General features: G+C 63.0%; 19 protein-coding genes and 1 tRNA gene. 15 read left to right on the top strand and 5 right to left on the bottom strand.

The genetic code is table 11. The annotated features are described in order from the left end of the window. Window positions 1-46: 46 nt before the first annotated feature. A complete protein-coding gene (locus JQ567_RS17445) occupies window positions 47-343 on the bottom strand; it encodes a hypothetical protein (RefSeq protein ID WP_212439975.1) in 297 nt (98 codons plus the stop codon). 169 nt (window positions 344-512) lie between these two features. Between JQ567_RS17445 and JQ567_RS17440 the strand changes: the two genes are divergently transcribed. The 3 genes from JQ567_RS17440 to JQ567_RS17430 all read left to right on the top strand — a co-directional run bounded on the left by JQ567_RS17440 (window position 513) and on the right by JQ567_RS17430 (window position 2,431). Next, window positions 513-1,466: a hypothetical protein gene (locus tag JQ567_RS17440; RefSeq protein WP_212439974.1), complete on the top strand. Its 954-nt coding sequence runs from the start codon at window positions 513-515 to the stop codon at window positions 1,464-1,466. 327 nt (window positions 1,467-1,793) lie between these two features. After that, window positions 1,794-2,204, top strand: a complete 411-nt coding sequence (locus JQ567_RS17435; protein ID WP_212439973.1) for a hypothetical protein — start codon at window positions 1,794-1,796, stop codon at window positions 2,202-2,204. Continuing rightward, on the top strand, window positions 2,201-2,431 hold the full coding sequence (locus JQ567_RS17430; protein ID WP_212439972.1) for a hypothetical protein: 231 nt from the start codon (window positions 2,201-2,203) through the stop codon (window positions 2,429-2,431). Before JQ567_RS17435 ends, JQ567_RS17430 begins: the two co-directional genes overlap by 4 nt. Window positions 2,432-3,508: 1,077 nt before the next feature. Here the strand turns inward: JQ567_RS17430 and JQ567_RS17425 are convergent. Beyond that, window positions 3,509-3,583, bottom strand: a tRNA-Asn gene (locus JQ567_RS17425). A 270-nt stretch (window positions 3,584-3,853) separates the two neighbouring features. Here JQ567_RS17425 and JQ567_RS17420 point away from each other — a divergent pair. The 6 genes from JQ567_RS17420 to JQ567_RS17395 all read left to right on the top strand — a co-directional run bounded on the left by JQ567_RS17420 (window position 3,854) and on the right by JQ567_RS17395 (window position 11,258). Then, window positions 3,854-4,033 carry a hypothetical protein gene (locus JQ567_RS17420; RefSeq protein ID WP_212439971.1) on the top strand — a complete coding sequence of 60 codons (180 nt, stop codon included), beginning with the start codon at window positions 3,854-3,856 and terminating at the stop codon, window positions 4,031-4,033. A 163-nt stretch (window positions 4,034-4,196) separates the two neighbouring features. Further along, window positions 4,197-4,781 (top strand): protein-L-isoaspartate O-methyltransferase, encoded by a 585-nt coding sequence (locus JQ567_RS17415; protein ID WP_212439970.1) that lies wholly within the window; start codon window positions 4,197-4,199, stop codon window positions 4,779-4,781. A gap of 262 nt (window positions 4,782-5,043) precedes the next feature. Further along, window positions 5,044-6,450: a TolC family outer membrane protein gene (locus JQ567_RS17410; protein WP_212440086.1), complete on the top strand. Its 1,407-nt coding sequence runs from the start codon at window positions 5,044-5,046 to the stop codon at window positions 6,448-6,450. A 387-nt stretch (window positions 6,451-6,837) separates the two neighbouring features. Next, on the top strand, window positions 6,838-7,623 hold the full coding sequence (locus JQ567_RS17405; RefSeq protein ID WP_212439969.1) for a PopZ family protein: 786 nt from the start codon (window positions 6,838-6,840) through the stop codon (window positions 7,621-7,623). A gap of 248 nt (window positions 7,624-7,871) precedes the next feature. Further along, the gene (locus JQ567_RS17400) at window positions 7,872-10,739 is read left to right on the top strand and encodes a valine--tRNA ligase (RefSeq protein WP_212439968.1); all 2,868 of its coding nucleotides are present in this window, start codon (window positions 7,872-7,874) and stop codon (window positions 10,737-10,739) included. 132 nt (window positions 10,740-10,871) lie between these two features. Next, window positions 10,872-11,258 (top strand): VOC family protein, encoded by a 387-nt coding sequence (locus JQ567_RS17395; protein ID WP_212439967.1) that lies wholly within the window; start codon window positions 10,872-10,874, stop codon window positions 11,256-11,258. A 712-nt stretch (window positions 11,259-11,970) separates the two neighbouring features. Here the strand turns inward: JQ567_RS17395 and JQ567_RS17390 are convergent. Next, window positions 11,971-12,576 carry a DNA-3-methyladenine glycosylase gene (locus tag JQ567_RS17390; RefSeq protein ID WP_212439966.1) on the bottom strand — a complete coding sequence of 202 codons (606 nt, stop codon included), beginning with the start codon at window positions 12,574-12,576 and terminating at the stop codon, window positions 11,971-11,973. Between the two features lie 165 nt (window positions 12,577-12,741). Between JQ567_RS17390 and lipA the strand changes: the two genes are divergently transcribed. The 4 genes from lipA (at window position 12,742) to JQ567_RS17370 (ending at window position 16,907) form a co-directional block, all read left to right on the top strand. Further along, entirely contained in the window at window positions 12,742-13,701 is a 960-nt protein-coding gene (gene lipA, locus JQ567_RS17385; RefSeq protein ID WP_212439965.1) for a lipoyl synthase, read from the top strand. 8 nt (window positions 13,702-13,709) lie between these two features. After that, window positions 13,710-14,168: a type II toxin-antitoxin system RatA family toxin gene (locus JQ567_RS17380; protein ID WP_212439964.1), complete on the top strand. Its 459-nt coding sequence runs from the start codon at window positions 13,710-13,712 to the stop codon at window positions 14,166-14,168. Window position 14,169: 1 nt separating this feature from the next. Next, complete coding sequence (locus tag JQ567_RS17375) at window positions 14,170-15,090, top strand: NAD(P)-dependent oxidoreductase (RefSeq protein WP_212439963.1); 921 nt, start codon at window positions 14,170-14,172, stop codon at window positions 15,088-15,090. Between the two features lie 137 nt (window positions 15,091-15,227). Then, window positions 15,228-16,907, top strand: coding sequence for a thiamine pyrophosphate-binding protein (locus JQ567_RS17370; protein ID WP_212439962.1), 1,680 nt, complete (start codon window positions 15,228-15,230; stop codon window positions 16,905-16,907). A gap of 12 nt (window positions 16,908-16,919) precedes the next feature. On the opposite strand, the gene JQ567_RS17365 is transcribed toward JQ567_RS17370, so the two are convergent. Beyond that, a complete protein-coding gene (locus tag JQ567_RS17365; RefSeq protein WP_212439961.1) occupies window positions 16,920-17,522 on the bottom strand; it encodes a CinA family protein in 603 nt (200 codons plus the stop codon). Between the two features lies 1 nt (window position 17,523). After that, a complete protein-coding gene (locus tag JQ567_RS17360; protein ID WP_212439960.1) occupies window positions 17,524-18,720 on the bottom strand; it encodes a bifunctional 2-C-methyl-D-erythritol 4-phosphate cytidylyltransferase/2-C-methyl-D-erythritol 2,4-cyclodiphosphate synthase in 1,197 nt (398 codons plus the stop codon). Window positions 18,721-19,006: 286 nt separating this feature from the next. Here JQ567_RS17360 and dusB point away from each other — a divergent pair, with 286 nt between their 5' ends. After that, the gene (gene dusB, locus JQ567_RS17355; protein ID WP_212440085.1) at window positions 19,007-20,008 is read left to right on the top strand and encodes a tRNA dihydrouridine synthase DusB; all 1,002 of its coding nucleotides are present in this window, start codon (window positions 19,007-19,009) and stop codon (window positions 20,006-20,008) included. Continuing rightward, window positions 20,005-21,180, top strand: coding sequence for a nitrogen regulation protein NR(II) (locus tag JQ567_RS17350; RefSeq protein ID WP_212439959.1), 1,176 nt, complete (start codon window positions 20,005-20,007; stop codon window positions 21,178-21,180). The genes dusB and JQ567_RS17350 overlap by 4 nt, the downstream gene beginning before the upstream one ends. Window positions 21,181-21,186 lie beyond the last annotated feature (6 nt).

Below are 21,186 nucleotides of genomic sequence, written 5' to 3'. Positions count from 1 at the left end.
CCAAGCAGAACGGCGGCTATCACGAACTCGATCCGAAACGGCCGGCTCATTGGTCTCGCGCTGGGCTTTCCAGCTTTCGAATCAAATCCCGAAGGTCTTCCTCCTCCATTCCGATTTCCGCCATGCTGTCCTTGATCGCCTCGCGGACCATATCCGGAAAGAAAGCCCCCATGACCGCCATGTAGCGAACAGGGTCTTTGGTCGAGAGCTTGGCCATGATTTTGGAAAGTTCGGCTTGGCCGCCATTCTCATAGGTTCGTTTCCAGAGGTTGATCTCCGCCCAATCAGCATCGGTAAGCTTAGAGGCGTCCTCGACCCCTAGAGTTTCCTTTTCGTCTGCCATCATCGCTCCTCCCAGAGAGGTGTTTGGGGCTGAGGGTGCGCGAAAGCTGCCCCCGACTCAAGGCCAGTTCGCCTCGACTGTGGAAAGCCGATGGCAAGGACCGCCACCGGTCCGCCGCGACTCAGGTTCTGCAATCTGTCGGCGCATACCGCGCTGATGGAGCGGAGCCATGGAGATCGAGCGCTTACCCTTCGGACAGTCACACGCTGATAAAATACGCGCAGCCCACTATAGATGGGTGAACATGCCGCCCGGTATTCCGCCGGCGATCGCAATCGAATTTATGGAGAGGCTGAAGGCGGGAAGCACGATTCCAAAGCTAACTGGTGCAGGGAGGAGATCCGGCCCCCACATCGTGAGCCTTGGCCGTTTTAAGAAGCACTGTGAGCTAAATCCAATCTGGGGTGCGGAGGCGCAGAGAATTTCGGACGCCAATGGCCGGCTTTTGAAGGGAGCTCGCGTCCGAAGCTTTACTCACTGCAAACACGGCCATCCCTTGTCGGGCGACAATCTGTACATCGCCCCGGGCCGCAACGAGCGCAAATGCCTAACATGCGTGAAGCGGCGGTATGATAGCCCGGTGCCAGCAACGCCAGAGCAAATTCAACAGCTGACAGCTGCGCTCAACGCTGGAAAAACCATCAGTCAGATTTGCTGGGGGAAGCAAGGCACCAGGATCACGGAAATTCCGATCCTATCCTTTCGCAAACTGAAGCTTTATCGACGTTTGAATCCAGACTTCGATCGCTTCTTAAGAGCAGCGACGGCCGACAACAATCTCAAGGGCCAACGTCGTCGATATCAGCCGGAGCGAGTCCGGATCGAAATTGTCAGAAGCCAAAACAATGAGTTTAAGACCATCGTTGATCTGACGCCCGCATATTTGCCGCCGGATGTTCGCAACGACATAGCGCAATCGATTTTCCTTGCGCTGTTCGAAGGATCACTGCGACGCGATCAGGTAAGGGGCCGCGTGCAGAAGTTCGTCGCCGACCACAATCGTATGTTTCCGACGAAGTTCGCCAAGTTCGGTGATAGCCCGCTGGTGTCCCTGGATGAGATCCTGTTCGACGACGGATCAGCGACCAGGGGCGACACGGTCAGCCGCGGCCTTTGGGACTAGACGCGCCAAGGCGCCCCGAGAGGGGAATTGTTTTTTAAGCAAATCAGGAGCAGCATGTCCGTGGGTGTGGAAACCCGGACCGAAATAGGGCGACCCTTGGCGGGGTCTAACCCGAACTGCGCGTAGGAGACCTTGGCGGGTTTCCTCAGGCGCTCAGGAGCGCTTGGCGGCGCGCCTCAACCTGGCCTTTATGCCGGGGGCGGTGCGTCATGTCCAGAGCCGCAAGGCTTAAAAGCGCTGCCGACCAGTCTTTCGGCTGGTTTCCACCCCCCGGCTGCCGGTCTGTCACCGGCACGGCTGTGGAAAGCCAAACCGAAAGCGACACTCATGACAACCACCCTAGAACGGCCAGCGGACTCCGCTGGTGCGCTGTACGTCAAGACGCCTGTAACCCCCGAGGAAATCTTCCGCGCTATCGGGCGACTCCGCAAGGAAGCCAGAGACGAGATTGACCGGTTGATCCGGTTTCTCGACAGCACCGAGAACCACATGGCGATCGACTGCGAGCCCGAGGACGAGGGCGACGACGCGGAGCTTGAGGAAGATGACCCGGGAGAGGATGACGGTTTGCACGAACCGGCCCTGGGCAGCCTGGACGGCCATGATAATCAAACTGTGTGGGCGAGAGGCGGCCGGCGCGACCTTGAGGTAGATCCGGCGGAATCCGGCATCGGCGACTATGACGGATTGGCCGAGCAAGTCGGTTCGCAGGACTGGCAGCAAGGGGCGATGGCATGAGCAAGATCTGCGACATCGACTTCGCGGTGCACGATATTGAGCAGATGGTTGAGGTCGCTCTCCGTTCATCGGGGAGCATGCTCCGCGCGGAGCACGACAAGCAGAAGTTTGAAATGCCGGCCCAGGACGCTCAACTTCTGGACTTCAGCCTCAACGATATTGCCAAGCGGGTTAAAGCCCTACGGGACATTATTGAACAGCCGGCAGAGGTGAAGCAGTGCGCCTGATCCGTCTGTACGCAGGCCGCGCCTGCTTCAAGATCAGCATAGCCTTTGCCATGCTTGGCAAGTGCTTGGCTGGCATCTGATTAACCTGATAGGCTGCCAGCGGCCCTCACGGGGCCACTGCAAGGTGCTCTTGACTTAGCCCCGCCGGGTGAAGGCGGGGCTTTTTCTTTGTTGCCGTACTTATACGAGGCTGACAACGGCGAGGGCTAGTTCGGGGCCGAAATCGCTCGATGCCAGCGCGATCAATGTTCCGGCACAGACGGCTAAAATGGCGGTGACTGTGAGAGCAATCATTTTGAAAATCCCCTGTTGTCAGTGACGAGGAGACTGCTCCGGCTTCGTTTCCGGACGACTGCGTGGGGGAAGGCAATCGGTTTCGTTCACCGAGACGTTATCTTCCGTAGGAATGTCGAGCGTTCTATCGATCCGCTAGTGCACAGTGGAGGGATGGCTTTTACGCATCACGTCCAGTTGGCGTTCCACGTCTGCGACCAGGGCCTTAAACCGCTGCCGGGTCTCGGGGTCATCCGGCTCGCTGCCGGACTTGATGAGCGTTAGCTTACGCTCTAGCTCTGCGCAATTTGCGCACATTCGGCACCCTCCCATTTTTGGGCGAAGTACCACACGCGTCCGGACAGCTACAAACTCTACTGGGGGGTACCCAAAAGGGGCCACCGCAAAATCTAAAAGGGACCACTACCAATCCGGCGGGATGGGAACGGAACGATCCGGCGCCGCAGGAATCGACTCTGCGCTCCCGGTAGATCCCTCAGCCCCCGACCGGGAGAAAACCCCACTGGGTTGGCGGCCTGTGCAGCGTTGCGTATCAGCGCTGGGGCCGTTTGCGCGATTCGCCAGGCGGGTTATTCGATCCCGCTGCAGCCGATTTGGTTGGCCTTCATGGTGACGATCATAGCCACCGCGAACAAGGCAACCAGCACCAGAACTATCGCTCCCACTATATAGAGTGTGATCATCATGGCCGGCACTCGCCGGCGTGTGTGCACACGGTGTGCAGACGAAAAATCCACCTCTGAGAAAGGTGGCTGGATATTCGCGTAAGTCGTTGATTTGATTTGGCTCCCCGGGCTGGATTCGAACCAGCGACCATTCGATTAACAGTCGAATGCTCTACCGCTGAGCTACCGAGGAATAGGCGAAACAAATGTTCGCGAGCCGGGAGCGTATAACAAAGCCTTTCGGGCTTGCAAAGGACCAAATGTCCATCCCCGGCGCCAAGGTGGATGGGGCCTGAAATCCCCGGCGGCTCAAGGATTTGCCGCCATTTCCGATCCTGCGCGGGACATAACCGGCAACGCACCTGTGCAAACCCGCCATCCGCGCGGAGCATGGCGCAAGCCGCCAATTCGACTCAATCCGATCCGAGTTTTGAAAGTGCCGGGTTTCACGGGAGCCGAATCGATGCCAGCCATTGCCGACGACCTGATGAGGGCCGTGCCGTCGATTGTGCCGAGCGATATTCCTGATCTCAGCGATGACGAATGCCTGTTCCGGCTGGCGCAAGCGCTTGTGGAACATGATTCCGAGCATCTGGAGGAGGTGGCGCAGCTGATCGGCCGGCTTGCGGTCACGATCGAGTAGGGCGCCTTTATCTTCGGAATACTGCGCCCGGTTGGCGCGCCCGCCCGGCGTGTTGCGTTTTGCCGGAGCTTGTACCAAAGATGACCCCGGTTTCAGCTCTCCCGACGGCAACGCCGCTTGCTTTCAGGGTCTCAGCCCAAGGGTCTTCGAAGGGTCTTCGCCAATGTCCGGTTTTTCGACCGCGCGCCAGAAAATGGTCGATGGTCAGGTGCGTCCCAGCGACGTCACCGATATCCGCATCATCGACGCCATGCTGGCGGTGCCGCGCGAGACCTTTGTCCCCGAAAACAAGCGCGCCCTGGCCTATCTGGACCTCGATCTCGAGGTCGGCGAGGGCGGTTCGGAAAAGCAGTTCCTGATCCAGCCGGCGGTGCTGGCGAAGATGCTGCAGGCCGCCGAAATCAAGCAAACCGACAATGTTCTGGTGGTGGGCTGCGCCAGCGGATACGCCGCTGCCGTGATCGGCCAGTTTGCCGGGCAGGTCCATAGCGCGACAGGCGCGGACGGGGATCCCGCCAAGGCGCCCTTCGACGTCATCGTCCTGAACGGCGCGACCGAGGTCGTGCCGCAAAAGCTCTATCGGCAACTCCGGGACGGCGGCCGGCTGGTCGGCGTTTTCGCGATGTCGCAGCCGCAGCGGGCTACCATCGTGACGCGTTCCCATGGCGATTTCGGGAACCGGGCGCTGTTCGACGCCGCCGTGCCGGTGCTGCCGGGCATGGAACGGCTTCCAGCGTTCGTTTTCTAGGAGCGTTTCCGAGCGAAGTGGAACCCGGTTCGCGTGAAGAATACGCGTCAAAACAAAAAAGACGCCCGTTCAGGCTGTTAAAATCCCGTTCTGAATCAGAAGTGTGGCCCGTTTGCCCCACGTGAAGAGTTTCGACCGCTTTTGCTTGCGGGGTGGTTCCGTCGGGGCCCGGTGCGGAATAAGGTGAGCCGGGACTCACTTCGACTGAAGCGGCGTCCGGTTGTTGTTTTGGCCGGCGAACTAAATGATTGGATCACCATTGATGCGTGGGGTGAAGGTTTTTGCCGGAGCTGCGGCTTCGGTCCTTCTGTTAGCTTTGATGGGCCCGACGCCCGCCCTGGCCGATACGATCGAGGCCGCGCTGGTGCGCGCCTATCAGAACAACCCACAGTTAAACGCGCAGCGCGCCCAGGTGCGCTTCACCGACGAAGCCGTGCCACAGGCATTGTCGGGCTATCGCCCGAGGGTCGCCGTCACCGCCAGCGCCGGTTATCAATATACCGACACCCACCTGACATCGGGCGGCACCCCGGACGCGATCGTGCGGACCGGCGTTCACGGCACCAACGCGCCGCGCAGCGTCGGCGCCACCGTCACGCAGAACGTGTTCAATGGTCAGCAGACCGCCAACAGGACCCGCGCCGCCGAAAGCCAGGTTTCCGGTGCGCGCGAAGCCTTGCGGGCGCTGGAGCAGACCGTGTTGCTGTCGGCTGCCACGATCTACATGGACTATCTGCGCGACTCCGCAATCGTCGAGGTTCAGAAGAGCAACGTTCGCGTGCTCGAACAGACGCTGAAGCAGACCAAGGACCGCTTCAATGTCGGCGAAGTGACCCGCACCGACGTCGCGCAATCGGAAGCACAACTGGCCGCCGGCAGGACCCAGCAACTCACCGCCGAGTCCAACCTGAACACGACGCGTTCGAACTTCCGCCGCATCATCGGCAATGAGCCGGTAGCGCTGGCCCCGGGTTCGCCGGTCGATCGCTATTTGCCGGGCACGCTGCCCGGCGCCGTCGAACTCGGCCTGACGCAAAATCCGAACGTTACCGCGGCGATGTTCGGCATCGACGTCAGTTATCTCCAGGTCAAGGTCAACGAGGGCGCGTTGTTGCCGACCGTGAACCTGGTGGCATCGGTGCAGCAGTCCTACGAACAGCAGATGACGGTCTTCAGTACGTTCGGGGCGTCGGCTGTCGCGCAGCTCAATGTCCCGATCTACAATGGCGGCGCCGAATATTCGTTGATCCGCCAATCCAAGGAAACCCTGGCGCAGCAGCGCCTCACTCTCGAACAGCAGCGGGATCAGGCCCGCGCCAACGTCGTCACGGCGTGGGGACAGCTGGTGGCCGGCAAGGCGCAGGTGCAGTCGGCGCAGGCACAGGTGACGGCGTCCGAGATCGCGCTGAACGGCGTTCGCGAGGAAGCCAAGGCCGGACAGCGCACCACGCTCGACGTCTTGAACGCGCAGCAGGCGCTGGTGAACGCGCGCGTCGCGCTCGTCACCGCCCAGCACGACCGCGTCGTTGCGTCCTACTCGGTGCTCAACACGATCGGGCGCTTGTCACCGATCGTGCTCAAGCTGCCGACCACGACCTATGATCCGAGCGTGCATTATCATCAGGTGCGCGACAGCTGGGCCGGTGTTCGCACGCCCGACGGCCGCTGATATCCCGCCACCCGCATGCGTGCGGGATGACAAGCGTCACCCGGGGATCACAAGCGTCACCCCGGGGATGACAGGCGTCACCCCGGGATGACAACGTCATTCGGCCGGAATGATTCACCACCCGACGGGGAGTACGCCGGGTGTGTTGTTGCAATCACTTGTTGCCGTGACATAACTTTCTTGGAGGCAGCAGGGCGATTCGCACAGCTTTTACGTCTACAGGCCGCGAGCCGGGTTGCTTTTGGGGAGCGGAACCCCGCGCGACGCATCGTGTGGGGTTGATCTGGGGACAAGTCTGGCTTGCGCGATGAAAATCCCGGCCTGCATATCCGGAACCGGCAAATCCCGAGTGGCTTGGTGTAAAATGGTTTCGATGTGGAGTCGGCGATGACGCAACCTGCAAAGGTCCAAGAGCCCTCGATGGAGGAGATTCTGGCGTCGATCCGTCGCATCATCGCCGACGACGAAGCCAAACCTGCTGATGCAAAGCCGGCTGCAGCCGAGAAGCCCGCCAGCCCGCCGCGCGCCGCGAAGCCCGAGCCTCCGGCCGCCAGGCCGACGGCGATGAAGGATATTCCGCCGTCGGCGATCGCTCCCAAGCCTTCTGAAGCAAAGCCTTCTGAAGCAAAGCCAGCCGCCGCTGCGCCCAAGCCCGCGTCGCCGCCGCCTGCGCCGGAGCCCGCCGCCAGTAACAACCAGGACGACATCGACGCGATGCTGGCAAGCCTCGACGCGGCGACGCCGGAGGCCGACATCCGGCCGGCGCAGCCCGAGGCCGACGTGTTCGAACTCACCGATGAGATGGCGGTGCCGGATCCGCAGCCCGCGGCATCCTCATTCCACAAGATCGAGCCGCAGGACGACATCGAGTTCACCGAGACCGCTGCCGCCAGGGCGCTGCACCGGCAGCCGGCCTACGAGCCGCCGCCGTTTGAAAGCGCCGCGGCAGCTTCGCCGGCGCAGCAGATCTTGTCGCGCTCGACCGTCTCCGCCGTCGAATCCGCCTTCAATTCGCTGGCCAACACCGTGCTCAGCAACAACGCCCGGACGCTGGAAGATCTGGTCAAGGAAATGCTGCGGCCGATGCTGAAATCCTGGCTCGACGACAATCTGCCGGGATTGGTCGAGCGGATCGTCAAGGCCGAAATCGAGCGGGTTTCGCGCGGGCGCTAGCCCGTCAAAGCGGCCGCTTGCGAGGTGTTTGGCCCTCATTCAGCCATGCCCGACGGGCTTTATCGGACTTCGGCGTGCAGCTGCGGTTGACTCGATGCCTTCCGGCGGCTTTCTAGGGCCCGTAAGGTTCCTGATTGCTTCAGAGTCGGGCGCTAGTCTGTTGTTTTGAACGCGTTTTCCTGGCGCGAACCGTCTCCAAAATTCGCCCGAAAACGCTATCGCTTCCTCAAGACCCCAATTGCATTGTCATGATCGAGAAAAACTACCAGCCCGCCGATATCGAAAGCCGCATGTCGGCCATCTGGGAGGAGAGCGGCGCGTTCAAAGCCGGCCGCCCCGAGCGGCGCGACGCCGAGCCCTTCACCATCGTGATCCCGCCGCCGAACGTCACCGGCTCGCTGCATATGGGCCACGCGCTCAACAACACCTTGCAGGACATCCTCTGCCGCTTCGAGCGGATGCGTGGCCGCGACGTGCTGTGGCAGCCCGGCACCGATCATGCAGGCATCGCGACCCAGATGGTGGTCGAGCGGCAATTGATGGAACGGCAGGAGCCGGGCCGCCGCGAATTGGGGCGCGCGAAATTCCTCGAGCGCGTCTGGCAGTGGAAGGCGGAAAGCGGCGGCGTCATCGTCAACCAGCTGAAGCGGCTCGGCGCCTCCTGCGACTGGTCGCGCGAACGCTTCACCATGGACGAGGGCCTGTCGCGCGCGGTCGTAAAAGTGTTCGTCGAACTGCACCGCGAAGGCCTGATCTACAAAGACAAGCGCCTGGTGAACTGGGACACGAAATTGCTGACGGCAATCTCGGATCTTGAAGTGCAGCAGGTCGAGGTCAAGGGCAGCTTGTGGTACCTGCGCTATCCGATCGAGGGCAAGACCTTCAGCCCCGACGATCCCACCACCTTCATCGTGGTCGCGACCACGCGACCCGAGACGATGCTGGGCGACACGGCGGTTGCCGTGCATCCGGACAACGAACGGCTCGGACATCTGATCGGCCAGCACGCCATCCTGCCGCTGGTCGGCCGCCGTATTCCGATCATCGGCGACGACTACGCCGATCCCGAGAAGGGATCGGGCGCGGTCAAGATCACGCCGGCGCACGATTTTAATGACTTCGAGGTCGGCAAGCGGCACGGCTTGCCGCGGGTCAGCGTGCTCGATCAGGAGGGATGCCTCGCGCTGGTCGATAACGAAGACTATCTGCGCGACCTGCCGGAAGGCGCGTCGCATTTCGCGGAGGAATTCCACAGCGTCGAGCGCTTCGCCGCCCGCAAGCGGATCGTCACGCGCCTCGAGGAATTTGGTTTCCTCGAGAAGATCGAGCCCAACACCCACACGGTGCCGCATGGCGATCGTTCCGGCACCGTGCTCGAGCCATATCTGACCGACCAATGGTATGTCGACGCCAAGACGATGGCGCAGCCCGCGATCGCGGCGGTGCACAGCGGCGCGACGACGTTCGTGCCGAAGAACTGGGAAAAGACCTATTTCGAATGGATGGAGAACATCCAGCCCTGGTGCATTTCCCGCCAGCTCTGGTGGGGCCACCAGATTCCGGCCTGGTACGGCCCTGACGGCAAGGTGTTTGTCGCCGAGACCGAAGAGGAAGCCGTCGGCAACGCGCTCGGTTATTACGTCGAGCAGGAAGTCATCACGCCGGAGCAGGGGCAGGCGATGGCGGAGGATCCCGCCAGGCGCGAAGGCTTCATCACGCGCGATGAAGACGTGCTCGACACCTGGTTCTCCTCAGGCCTGTGGCCGTTCTCGACGCTCGGCTGGCCCGACGAGACGCCGGAGCTTGCGCGTTATTATCCGACCAACGTGCTGGTGACCGGCTGGGACATCATCTTCTTCTGGGTCGCGCGGATGATGATGATGGGCCTGCACTTCAAGAAGGAAGCGCCGTTCTCGACCGTCTACATCCACCGCCTGGTTCGCGACGAGAAGGGCGCGAAGATGTCGAAGTCTAAAGGCAACGTCATCGATCCCCTGGGCGTCATCGATGATTACGGCGCCGATGCGCTGCGATTTGCGCTGGCGCGCGGCGCTGCGCACAGCCATGACATCAAGTTGTCGCCGCAACTCGTTGAAACCAATCGCAATTTCGCAACCAAGCTGTGGAATTCCTGCCGCTTTGCCGAGATGAATGGCTGCGTCATGCCGGCGGGTTTTGATCACACGGGCGCCAAGGAAACCCTGAACCGCTGGATCGCGCACGAAACCTCGCGCGCGACGCGTGAAGTCACCGAGGCGATCGAGGCCTATCGCTTCAACGATGCAGCCAACGCGATCTATCGCTTCGTCTGGAACGTCTATTGCGACTGGTACATCGAACTCGCAAAACCGATGTTGCTGGGCGAGGAGGGCGCGGCAAAGACCGAGACCCGCGCGATGGTCGCCTGGGCGCGCGATGAAATCCTGAAGCTGCTGCATCCGTTCATGCCCTTCATCACCGAGGAATTGTGGGCAGTGACGGCAAAGCGCGACGGCCTCCTGGTGCTGGCGGAGTGGCCGCGCAAGGCAGGAGCGGCGACGGCGGATCAACTCGCATCGATGGCGATGGCCGGCCCGAACGATGCGCTGATCCCGCCGATCATGGCCGCACTCGAGCCCGGCGAGTTCAGCGATCCAGCGGCGGAAGCCGAAATCGGTTGGGTGGTCGATCTCGTCACGGCGATCCGCTCGGTGCGCGCGGAAATGAATATCGCGCCGGCGACGCTGACGCCGCTGGTGCTGGCGGGGGCTTCCGATGAGACCAAAGATCGCGCGCAGCGCTGGAGCGATACCGTCAAGCGCATGGCGCGGCTCGGCGAGATATCGTTTGCCGACCGCCCGCCGGAAGGCGCCGTGCAATTATTGGTGCGCGGCGAAGTCGTGGCGCTGCCGCTCAAGGGCGTGATCGATCTGGCGGCCGAGAAAGTCCGGCTCGACAAGGAAATCGCCAAGGCCGACGCCGACATCAAGCGCGTCGACGCCAAGCTCGGCAACGAGAAATTCGTGGCCAATGCGCCCGAGGAGATCGTCGAGGAAGAGAAAGAGAAGCGCGAGGCGGCCGTGGCGCGAAAAGAAAAGATTCTCGAAGCGCTGGAGCGATTGAAGAACGCGGTTTAGGGCGCGCAGCGCCTGAGAACGATTACTCGCCGTCATGGCCGGGCCTGTCCCGGCCATCCACGTCTTGCTTGCCTTCTAAGACGTGGATGCCCGGCACAAGGCCGGGCATGACGAGTTACGGAGCTAGCTTGCATGCTCGACCACGTTTCCATCACCGTCTCCGACATCGCCGCCGCCGAGCGGTTCTACGACGCCATCATGAAAGCGCTCGGGATCGTCAAAGTCGGCCGCCGCGACGACTGGCTCGGCTATGGCGAGCGCGCACGGCCGGCGTATCCGGACCGAGTCTATCTCACCATCCGCAAGGGTCCGAAGCCCGAGGACGCCTTTGGCCGCCACTGGTGCTTCAAGGCGCGATGGCAAACCCAGGTCGATGCGTTCTGGGATGCCGGCATTGCCGCCGGCGGCACCGACGACGGACCGCCGGGCCTGCGCGACTACCACGCGTCCTACTACGCGGCGTTCCTGCGCGATCCCGACGGCAACCGCATCGAGGCGGTCTGCCACCACGCGGTGTGAAAGCGACTGTAGCCGCGACAAACTGACCCGACGGGCAAATCATTTCGGATTTACGGAATTCGTGTCAAGCCCTGAAACAAAAAATATTTCGCTTTTCCAGAAGGGCAAATCAGGGGCACATATATCGCCATCCCGTCCCACTCAGAGGGCGTCGGCCGTCGTCACGGACGTTGGACGGGTTGCGGTGGACGCCGATGTTGCGAAGACGTAACGCGACAGAGGCGTACGGCGAAGGCGCGTGGTCCTGACACCCCGTTGCTGGTGTCAAGTTTCCGGGAAGCCAAAAGCTGATCGGGAGCGACGGTGGCAAGAAAGCCCGTTCACCGGGGAGATCGCGTTATAAGCCGTAGAGCCATTGCGCAGGGAAGGCCGGGTGTTCTCCGCTGCCCTGTATGCTCGTGTGCACTTTGTTTTGTGCAAACCGCACGCGAGACCGCGGGTGCAGCGCGCACCCGGTCTTCCCTGCGCCCTCTCATTGGAGAGGGTGAGGAATTCCTGGCAAAGCTCGGGCGCAATGCGTCGCGAGAATGCGAAGTCGCGTTTGGATGATGGTGCAATGACAAACACCGCCGTCGTCCCGGCGAAGGCCGGGACCTATACGCCGCGGCCCATCGGTAGGAATGCTGGCGTTAGCGACCTGCTCCAACAACAACCGCTGCGGAGTATGGGTCCCGGCCTTCGCCGGGACGACGCTAGAGCGGAGCACGCTTCCTCAAAACGCCTTGCTCAAAAACCGTGAGCCTTTCAGCCCGAACCGCCACGGAAAATCCACCGCCTTGGTGATGCCGATCCGCAAACCCGTAACAATCTCGAGCTTCTCCGTCCGCGCATGCAGCGCGATCGGCGGCGCATCGAGCGGCAGCTCGCTGTGCTTGATCGTGATCCCAAGCGCCTCGCACAGTTTCCCTGGCCCCGAACACAGCGCGCGCTCGTCATGCAGGCCGCGGCGGCGGCGCATCGCCGGAATGCCGTGGGTCGGCTGCAGCGCGCGGATCAGGACCGCGCTGGCCGAGCCTTCTTTCTCGCAGACGAAATTGACGCACCAGTGCATGCCGTAAGAGCGATAGACGTAAGCGAAGCCGGGCGGGCCGAACATCACGAGGTTCCGCGGTGTCGGGCCCCGGTACGAATGCGCGGCCGGATCGGTGTGATGATAGGCCTCGACCTCGACTATGATGCCGCCGACGCCATCGACCAGCAGCGTGGCCCCGATCAAATCGGGCGCGACCTCATGCACGCTGCGGGCAAAAAACGCGCGTTTCAGCGCTTTGCCGAGGCGAGGGGCCTTGGTTTCGGCCAGTTGGGGCTTTTGAATCATTTTGAGGTGGGAATCAGCGGGAACAGGAGGAATGCTCCCAACATGTTGCATGTTTCTGCTAGGTTCGGCGAGCCAGGTTGCGGTCTTCCGCAATCCGGGTTGCGGCGCAGCGCGACACGGATTAGCTAAGGTTTCCAAGAGTTTTCGGACATATTCAGGCTTCAAATGGTCGTTCTCGTCGATACCGTCTCGTCCAACCCGGTACGCCCGCGTCACCCCGAAAAGGTGAACCGGCCGGATGCGCTGTCGCCGCCGAAACCGGACTGGATCCGCGTGCGCGCGCCGAACACGCGCGGCTACGCCGACACCCGAAAGATCGTCAAGGAGAACGGCCTCGTGACGGTGTGCGAGGAGGCCGGCTGCCCGAATATCGGCGAGTGCTGGGACAAGAAGCACGCCACCTTCATGATCATGGGGGACACCTGCACGCGGGCCTGCGCGTTCTGCAACGTCAAGACCGGGATGCCCGGTGCGCTCGATGCCGCCGAGCCGGAACATGTCGCGGAGGCCACCTTCAAGCTCGGACTCGCCCATATCGTCGTGACGTCAGTGGATCGCGACGATCTCGCCGACGGCGGCGCCGAGCATTTTGCGCAAACGATCCGCGCGATCCGCGCCCGCTGCCCGGCCACGACCATCGAGATCCTGACGCCGGATTTCCTGCGCAAGGAAGGCGCGCTGGAGATCGTTGCGGCCGCAAAACCCGACGTGTTCAACCACAATCTGGAAACCGTGCCGTCGCGCTATCTCACGGTGCGGCCGGGCGCGCGCTATTTCCATTCGATCCGGCTGTTGCAGCGGGTCAAGGAAATCGATCCGACCATCTTCACCAAGTCCGGCATCATGGTGGGCCTCGGCGAGGAACGCCACGAGGTGCTGCAGGTGATGGACGATCTGCGCTCGGCGGATGTCGACTTTCTCACCATCGGGCAATATCTGCAGCCGACCCGCAAGCACCACGCCGTGATGCGCTACGTCACCCCGGACGAGTTCGCAGGATACGAGAAGGTTGCCTACACCAAGGGCTTCCTGATGGTGTCGGCGAGCCCGCTGACCCGCTCTTCGCATCACGCCGGCGATGATTTCGCCAAGCTGCAGGCGGCGCGCGCGGCGCGATCCCGCTGAGATAGCCGATGCCGAGGTTTTCAAGCAAGCGGCGGGCACATCACACCGCCCAGCAGATGTTCGATCTGGTCGCCGACGTCGAGCGCTATCCGGAATTCGTGCCGTTATGCCATTCGCTGAAAATCCGTCAGCGCACGGCGCAGCCTGACGGCACCGAGATCGTGGTCGCCGACATGACGGTGTCGTTCAAGCTCGTTCGGGAATCTTTCACCAGCCGGGTGACCCTGGACCGTCCCAATCTGAAGATCATGGTGGAGTATCTGAAGGGCCCGTTCAGCAATCTGGAAAACCGCTGGACCTTCGAGCCCAAATCCGAAACCGACTGCGATGTCGGCTTCTTCTTATCCTACGAATTCAAGAGCCGGATGCTGGCGATGCTGATGGGCACGATGTTCGACGCCGCGTTCCAGCGTTTTGCCGCGGCGTTCGAAAAGCGGGCGGATGTGGTTTATGGAAAGCGGGCGTGACATGACGGCATTGGAACGCGTCGGCTTCATCGGTCTGGGCGGAATGGGGCGCGGGCTGGTCAAGAACCTCCTCGCCAAGGGCGTCGCCGTCACGGCCTACGATTTGAACCCTGAGGCGATCGCCATTGCCAAATCGCAGGGAGCGACGGCGGCGGGCGGTCTTCGCGACATCGGCGAATGCCGCATCATCATGATTTGCGTCAATGCCGCCGAGGACGTCGAGGCGCTGCTCACGGGACCCGACGGACTACTCGCCCGCCCGGCGCCGGGGTTGGTCATCGTCGATCACACCACCGGCAGCCCGCAAATGGTCGATAAACTCGATCGACTGGTGCGTGCAGCCGGCGGGCGTTATGCCGAGGCGCCGATGACGCGAACCCCGAAGCACGCGGACGCCGGCAAGGTCAACGTGCTCTACGGCGGGGAGGCCGATTTGCTCGGCGAGCTCACGCCCTATTTCGAGCGCTATGCGGAGAACATCTTCCACATCGGCCCGCTTGGCCACGCCATCCGCCTCAAGCTGATCCACAACTACATCGCCTTTGCCAACGTTGCGGCGTGGTGCGAGGGGTTTGCGCTGGCGGCGAAGGACGGCCTCGATCTCAAGCAACTGATCACCATCATCTCGGCCGCAGGCGGTAAGAGCGGCATGCTCGACCTCTATGGCCAGGCGACGCTCGACGGCGACTTTACCCCGCTGATGTCGCTGGCGAACGCCCGCAAGGACGTGCGCTATTACGCGCGCTGGCTGGAAGACGCCGGACTGCCGGGGTTCATGGCGGATGCCGTGCACCAGACCTACCGGCAGGCCGCCTTGCTCGGTCATGACGGCGAATCCTGCACCGCCGTGATCAAGGCTTACGAGGCCGTCACCGGCGTCGAGGCCCGCGTCCGGCCGCAAGATCGAAATCAGGGCGGTTGAATGCTATACGATTCAGAGCGTTTTCAAGCGAAGTGGATACCGGTTTCGCGTGAAGAAAACGCGTCAAACAAAAAACTAGAGCCCCGTTCCGATTTTATTGGAGCGGAAAAGGCTCGGCGGAACGGAAGGACCAAGTGATGGACATCAAGGCACCCATGCGAAGCGGCGGGCATATTCTGATCGATCAACTGGCCCTGCACGGCGCCGACACCGTGTTCGGCGTGCCCGGGGAAAGTTTTCTGGCTGCGCTGGACGGCATGTACCAGAACCAGCGGGTCCGCTTCGTCAATTCCCGGCACGAAGGTGGCGCGGCCATGATGGCGGACGCCTATGGCAAGCTCACCGGAAAGCCCGGCATTGCCTTTGCGACACGCGGTCCCGGCGCCACCAACGCCTCCGCGGGCGTTCATGTCGCGTTTCAGGATTCGACGCCGATGATCCTGCTGCTCGGCCAGGTCGGGAGGGACATGATGGAACGCGAAGCGTTCCAGGAAATCGACTACCGGCAGATGTTCGGACCGATGACCAAATGGGTGGCGCAGATCGACGACGCGCGGCGGATTCCGGAATTCATCTCGCGGGCGTTTTATACCGCGACTTCCGGCCGGCCCGGTCCGGTGGTGCTGGCACTGCCCGAGGACATGCTGACCGACGAGGCTGACGTTCCGGATGCGCAGCCTTACAAGCCGCAGACCGTCGCGCCCGGCGCGGAAAGCCTGCAACAGTTCGAGGAATTGCTGGCCGCGGCGCGCAAGCCGTTGCTGATCGTCGGCGGCGGCGGATGGAGCGACAAAGCACGCCGCGACCTCGAAACCTTCGCGACCGCGCATGAGGTGCCCGTCAGCGCTTCATTCCGGTGCCAGGATTATTTCGACAATCTGCACGCTGCGTATGCCGGCCATGTCGGCATCGGCATCTCCCCGAAATTCGCCGAGCGGATTCGTGACAGCGATCTGATCATTGCGCTCGGCGCCCGGCTCGGGGAAATCACGACATCGGGCTACAGCCTGTTCGACATTCCGCAGCCGAAACAGCCGCTGGTTCACATCTATCCGGATCCCGAGGAGATCGGCCGCGTCTATGCGCCGAAACTGGGCATCATTTCGGGGAGCGCGGCGTTCGCGGCCGCGATCAGCCGTCTGAAACCGAAGCATCAGCCGCGCGGCGACGAACTCAAGGCGGCGCATGCCGATTATCTCGCCTTTGCCGAGCCGACGCGTTCGCCCGGCGATGTTCAGCTTTCGCGGATCGTGCGCGATCTCAGCGAACGGCTGCCGGAGGATGCGATCATCTGCAACGGCGCCGGCAATTACGCCGTCTGGGTTCACCGCTTCTGGCGCTACCGGCAGTTCCGGACCGAACTCGCGCCGACATCCGGTTCAATGGGATACGGCTTGCCGGCGGCGGTTGCGGCCAAGCATCTGCATCCGAACCGGCCGGTGATCGCATTCGCCGGCGACGGCTGCTTCCAGATGACCGGCAACGAGTTCATGACCGCGGTCGAAAACCGGCTGCCCCTCATCGTGATCGTCTGCAACAACGGCATGTACGGAACCATCCGCATGCATCAGGAGCGGCACTATCCCGGCCGGGTTTCCGGCACCAATCTGGCGAACCCTGATTTCGCCGCGCTCGCGCGTGCTTTTGGCGGCTTCGGCGCCAGGGTCGACCGCACCGAAGATTTTGCAAAGGCGTTCGACGAGGCGGTGGCTTCGCGCTTGCCGGCGATCATCGAACTCACGATCAGCCCGGAGGCGCTGACTCCGGCGGCTTCGCTCAGCGAAACCCGTGCCAAGGCTTTGGCCGCGGCGAAGTGATGAGGTGGATCGCTAGGATCTCGGCGGCCGTCGTCGCTTGACGGCGCTGCCCCGGGTCGATCGCGCGACACGCGGGCGGAGTCGGCTCACGGCCTCGCGGCGCGGTTTGACGGATGCCTGCGGTCCGCGCGCCAGCTCCATCAGCATGCGCAGCGCCTCGACCACCGAGCGCTGGCGCACGGTGGTGCGGCCGATGGCGCCGAAACGGCATTCGCGGTGTAGGATGCGGCCGTCGCGCGAGGCGGCCGCGAAATGCACGAGCCCAACCGGCTTGCCGGGCGTGGCACCACCGGGACCGGCAATGCCGGTGATGGAGACGGCCAGATCGACGTCGGCCTTCTCCAGCGCGCCGACCGCCATCGCGGTGGCGGTTTCCTTGCTGACCGCGCCGAAGGTCGCCAGCGTCGTTACCTTGACGCCGAGCATCGCGCGCTTGGCGTCGTTGGAATATGTGACAAAGCCGCGGTCGATGACGTCGGAGGAGCCGGGAATATCCGTGAGCGCGCCCACGACCAGGCCGCCGGTGCAGGATTCCGCGGTCGCAATCGTCAGCTTGCGCATCCGGCATAAATCGAGCAGCGAGCGGGAGAGGGCGCGGGCGTCGCTGCCGCTCATGCTATTCGCTCCGACCTTGATCGCCCCAGGGCAGACGAATGGTGGCGCTCGCGGTCGCCGCGATGCCTTCCTCGCGGCCGGTAAAGCCAAGCCGTTCGCTGGTGGTCGCCTTGACAGCGACGCGGGAGATATCGAGCCCGGTGATCTCGGCGATGCGCGCGCGCATGACATCGCGCAGCGGGCCGATCTTGGGGCGCTCGCAGATCAGCGTGACCTCGAGATTGGCGATGCGGCCGCCGCGGGCGGCGATGCGATCGACCGCATATTTGAGGAACTTGTCGGAAGCGGCGCCTTTCCACTGCGGATCGCTGGGTGGGAAGTGCGAACCGATATCGCCGTCCGCCAGCGCGCCGAGGATGGCATCGACCATGGCGTGCAGGCCGACGTCGCCGTCGGAATGGGCGAGAAAGCCGCGTGTGTGCGGCACACGGACGCCGCAGATCATCAGATGATCGCCGTCGCCGAAGGCGTGCACGTCGTAGCCGGTGCCGGTCCTGATGTCGCCGAGCATGGCGCCGAGGCGGGCTTCCTCGCGGACGAAATCTTCAGGGGTCGTGAGCTTCATGTTCGCAGGATCGCCTTCAAAGGTCGCTACCGTCAATCCCGCCCATTCGGCGAGCGCGGCATCATCGGTGAAATCGCTGCGGCCCTCGCGCGCGGCGCGGCGATGCGCTTCGAGGATCACGTCGAAACGAAACGCCTGCGGCGTCTGCGCGATGCGCAGCCGCGCGCGGTCCGGCGTGGCCTCGACATTGCCGGCCTCACCAACCTGTTTGATCGTATCGGTGACGGCGATCGCCGGCACGGCGGCGCCGGTGCGGCCGGCGGCATCGATCGCGCGCGAAATCACCGCCGGTGTCACGAATGGCCGCGCCGCGTCATGGATCAGAACGATGTCGGGCTTCTCGCTGGCCAGCGCCTCGAGCCCGGCATGTACCGAAGCCTGGCGCGTCGCGCCGCCATTGGTGGGCGGTTGATGGCGCAAACCGGCGACGGCCTCGTTGAAGACCGCTGCGTCGTCGGGGTTCACAACCGGCTGCACGGCGAAGACGTCGGGGTGGCGGCAGAACGCTTCCATCGCCCGGAAGATCACGGTCTGCCCGCCGATCGTACGGTATTGTTTGGGCCCTCCCGCACCGGCGCGAAGTCCGCGCCCGGCTGCGACGAGGATGGCTGCTGTACGCTCAGGTTTCGGCATTTGACTCAATTACGGACGGATCGGGTTGAGGAGAGGGGATCGGGCCCCTGCGGCGCACAGCCCTTACCATGCCGAATGCGTAAAAACAGAGCGTTTCCCAATAGCTGTGGGAAAAGCAGTTTTTGTTGCAGTGCACTTGCACAAATGATAGAACTGTCTAAAGTGTAGGCATGAAGCTTGACTGCACAAGATTTGTGCTCACAATATGCGCCGACAGTAGCAATGCCGCTGCTGCCACACCAATGAGAACACCGTGACCGGCCTGGACGACCCACGCCCTAAGACGTTGAAGATAGGCGATATTTCGGTCGCTAACCGGGTTCTCCTGGCGCCGATGTCCGGCGTTACCGATGCGCCCTTTCGACGCCTTGCCGCCGCCCTTGGGGCGGGACTCGTCGTCTCCGAGATGACCGCCAGCGACGATCTCGTGCATGGCCGGCCGATGTCGGTGTTGCGCTGCGAGGCGACGGGGATCGGCCCGCATGTGGTTCAGCTTGCAGGCTGTCAAACCCACTGGATGTCCGAAGGGGCGAAGGTTGCCGAGGCGGCCGGCGCCGGCATCATCGATATCAATATGGGTTGCCCGGCGCGTCACGTGACCGGCGGCCAGTCCGGCTCGGCGCTGATGCGCGATCTCGACCATGCCCTGAAACTGATCGAGGCGACGATCGCTGCCGTCAAGGTTCCGGTGACGCTGAAGATGCGGCTCGGCTGGGACCACGGCTCGCTCAACGCCCCCGAACTCGCGCGCCGCGCGGAAGCTGCCGGCGTGCAGATGATCACGGTGCATGGCCGCACGCGCTGCCAGTTCTACAAGGGCGAAGCGGACTGGAGCGCGGTGCGCGCGGTCAAGGACGCGGTCTCGGTTCCGCTCGTCGTCAATGGCGACATCACGTCGTTCGAGAAGGCGGTCAGCGCGCTCGAAATGTCTGACGCCGATGCCGTGATGATCGGCCGCGGTGCGCAGGGGCAGCCCTGGCTGCCCGGCCAGATCGGACGCCAGCTGGAAACCGGAAAGCCCGAAGCCGCCCCCTCGCTGACCGAACAGCTCGCCCACATCCGCGCGCTCTATGACGAGGTCTGCCGCCTCTACGGTTTGCGCATCGGTCTCAAGCACGCGCGCAAGCATCTCGGCTGGGCGCTCGAGATCGCTGCCGAATGCAGCCGCGCGCCGGCGGAGACACTCAAGAGCTGGCGGCAGAAGATACTGACGTCGGAGGATCCGCACCGGGTACATCGATCGCTCCAGGACGCCTACGACGATTTTGCATGGAGTGCTGCTGCATGAATTCGGCCGCAGAACAACGCCGGCGAATGCCGTCCGAAAGCGACGCGATCCTCAATGCGCTGCCAAATCCGGTGCTGCTGATCGCGCCCGACGGGCGCATCGTCGACGCCAACATCGCCGCCGAATCCTTCTTCGAGATTTCGACCCAGTTCCTGCAACGGCAGTCGCTGAAGGAGCTGGTGCCATTCGGCAGTCCGCTGCTGGCGCTGATCGATCAGGTGCGATCGAGCGGCTCGCCGGTCAACGAGTACAAGGTCGATCTCGGTACGCCCAGGATCGGCGGTGACCGCCAGGTCGATCTCCACGTCGCGCCGCTGACGGAGCGGCCGGGCCACATCGTCGTGATGCTGCAGGAGCGCACCATCGCCGACAAGATGGACCGGCAATTGACGCATCGGAGCGCGGCGCGTTCGGTGATCGCGCTGGCCGCGATGCTGGCGCATGAAATCAAGAATCCGCTGTCCGGCATTCGCGGTGCGGCGCAATTGCTCGAGCAGGCGGCCTCGTCCGAGGACCGTATGCTGACGCGGCTGATCTGCGACGAGGCCGACCGCATCGTCACGCTGGTCGACCGCATGGAAGTGTTCGGCGACGACCGGCCGGTGGCGCGCGGTCCGGTCAACATTCACTCCGTGCTCGACCACGTCAAACGGCTGGCGCAATCGGGCTTTGCCCGCAACGTCCGCTTCGTCGAGGATTACGATCCGTCGCTGCCGCCGGTGCTGGCCAATCAGGACCAGCTCATTCAGGTGTTCCTCAATCTGGTGAAGAACGCCGCCGAAGCGGTCGCCGATCTCGGCAGCGATGCCGAAATCCAGCTTACCACCGCGTTCCGCCCGGGGGTCCGGCTGTCGGTGCCGGGCAAGAAGTCGCGGGTGTCGTTGCCGCTTGAATTCTGCGTCAAGGACAACGGCTCCGGCGTGCCGGAAGACCTGTTGCCGAACCTGTTCGATCCGTTCGTGACCACCAAGCAAACCGGCAGCGGGCTCGGTCTCGCGCTCGTCGCAAAAATCGTCGGCGATCACGGCGGTATCATCGAATGCGAATCCCAGCCGCGGAAGACGACGTTCCGCGTGCTGCTGCCGATGTTCAGCTCCACCAAACAATTCGACCAAAGCAATCGCGATGACGTTTCGGGTACGCCGTCGCCTGCCTCACAGGCCGCAAGATGAGGAATA

Source organism: Bradyrhizobium sp. AUGA SZCCT0431 (assembly GCF_018131065.1).
GTDB lineage: Bacteria > Pseudomonadota > Alphaproteobacteria > Rhizobiales > Xanthobacteraceae > Bradyrhizobium.
The sequence above is the reverse complement of the archived record's forward strand: the minus strand, read 5'-3'. Positions and strand labels throughout refer to the sequence as shown.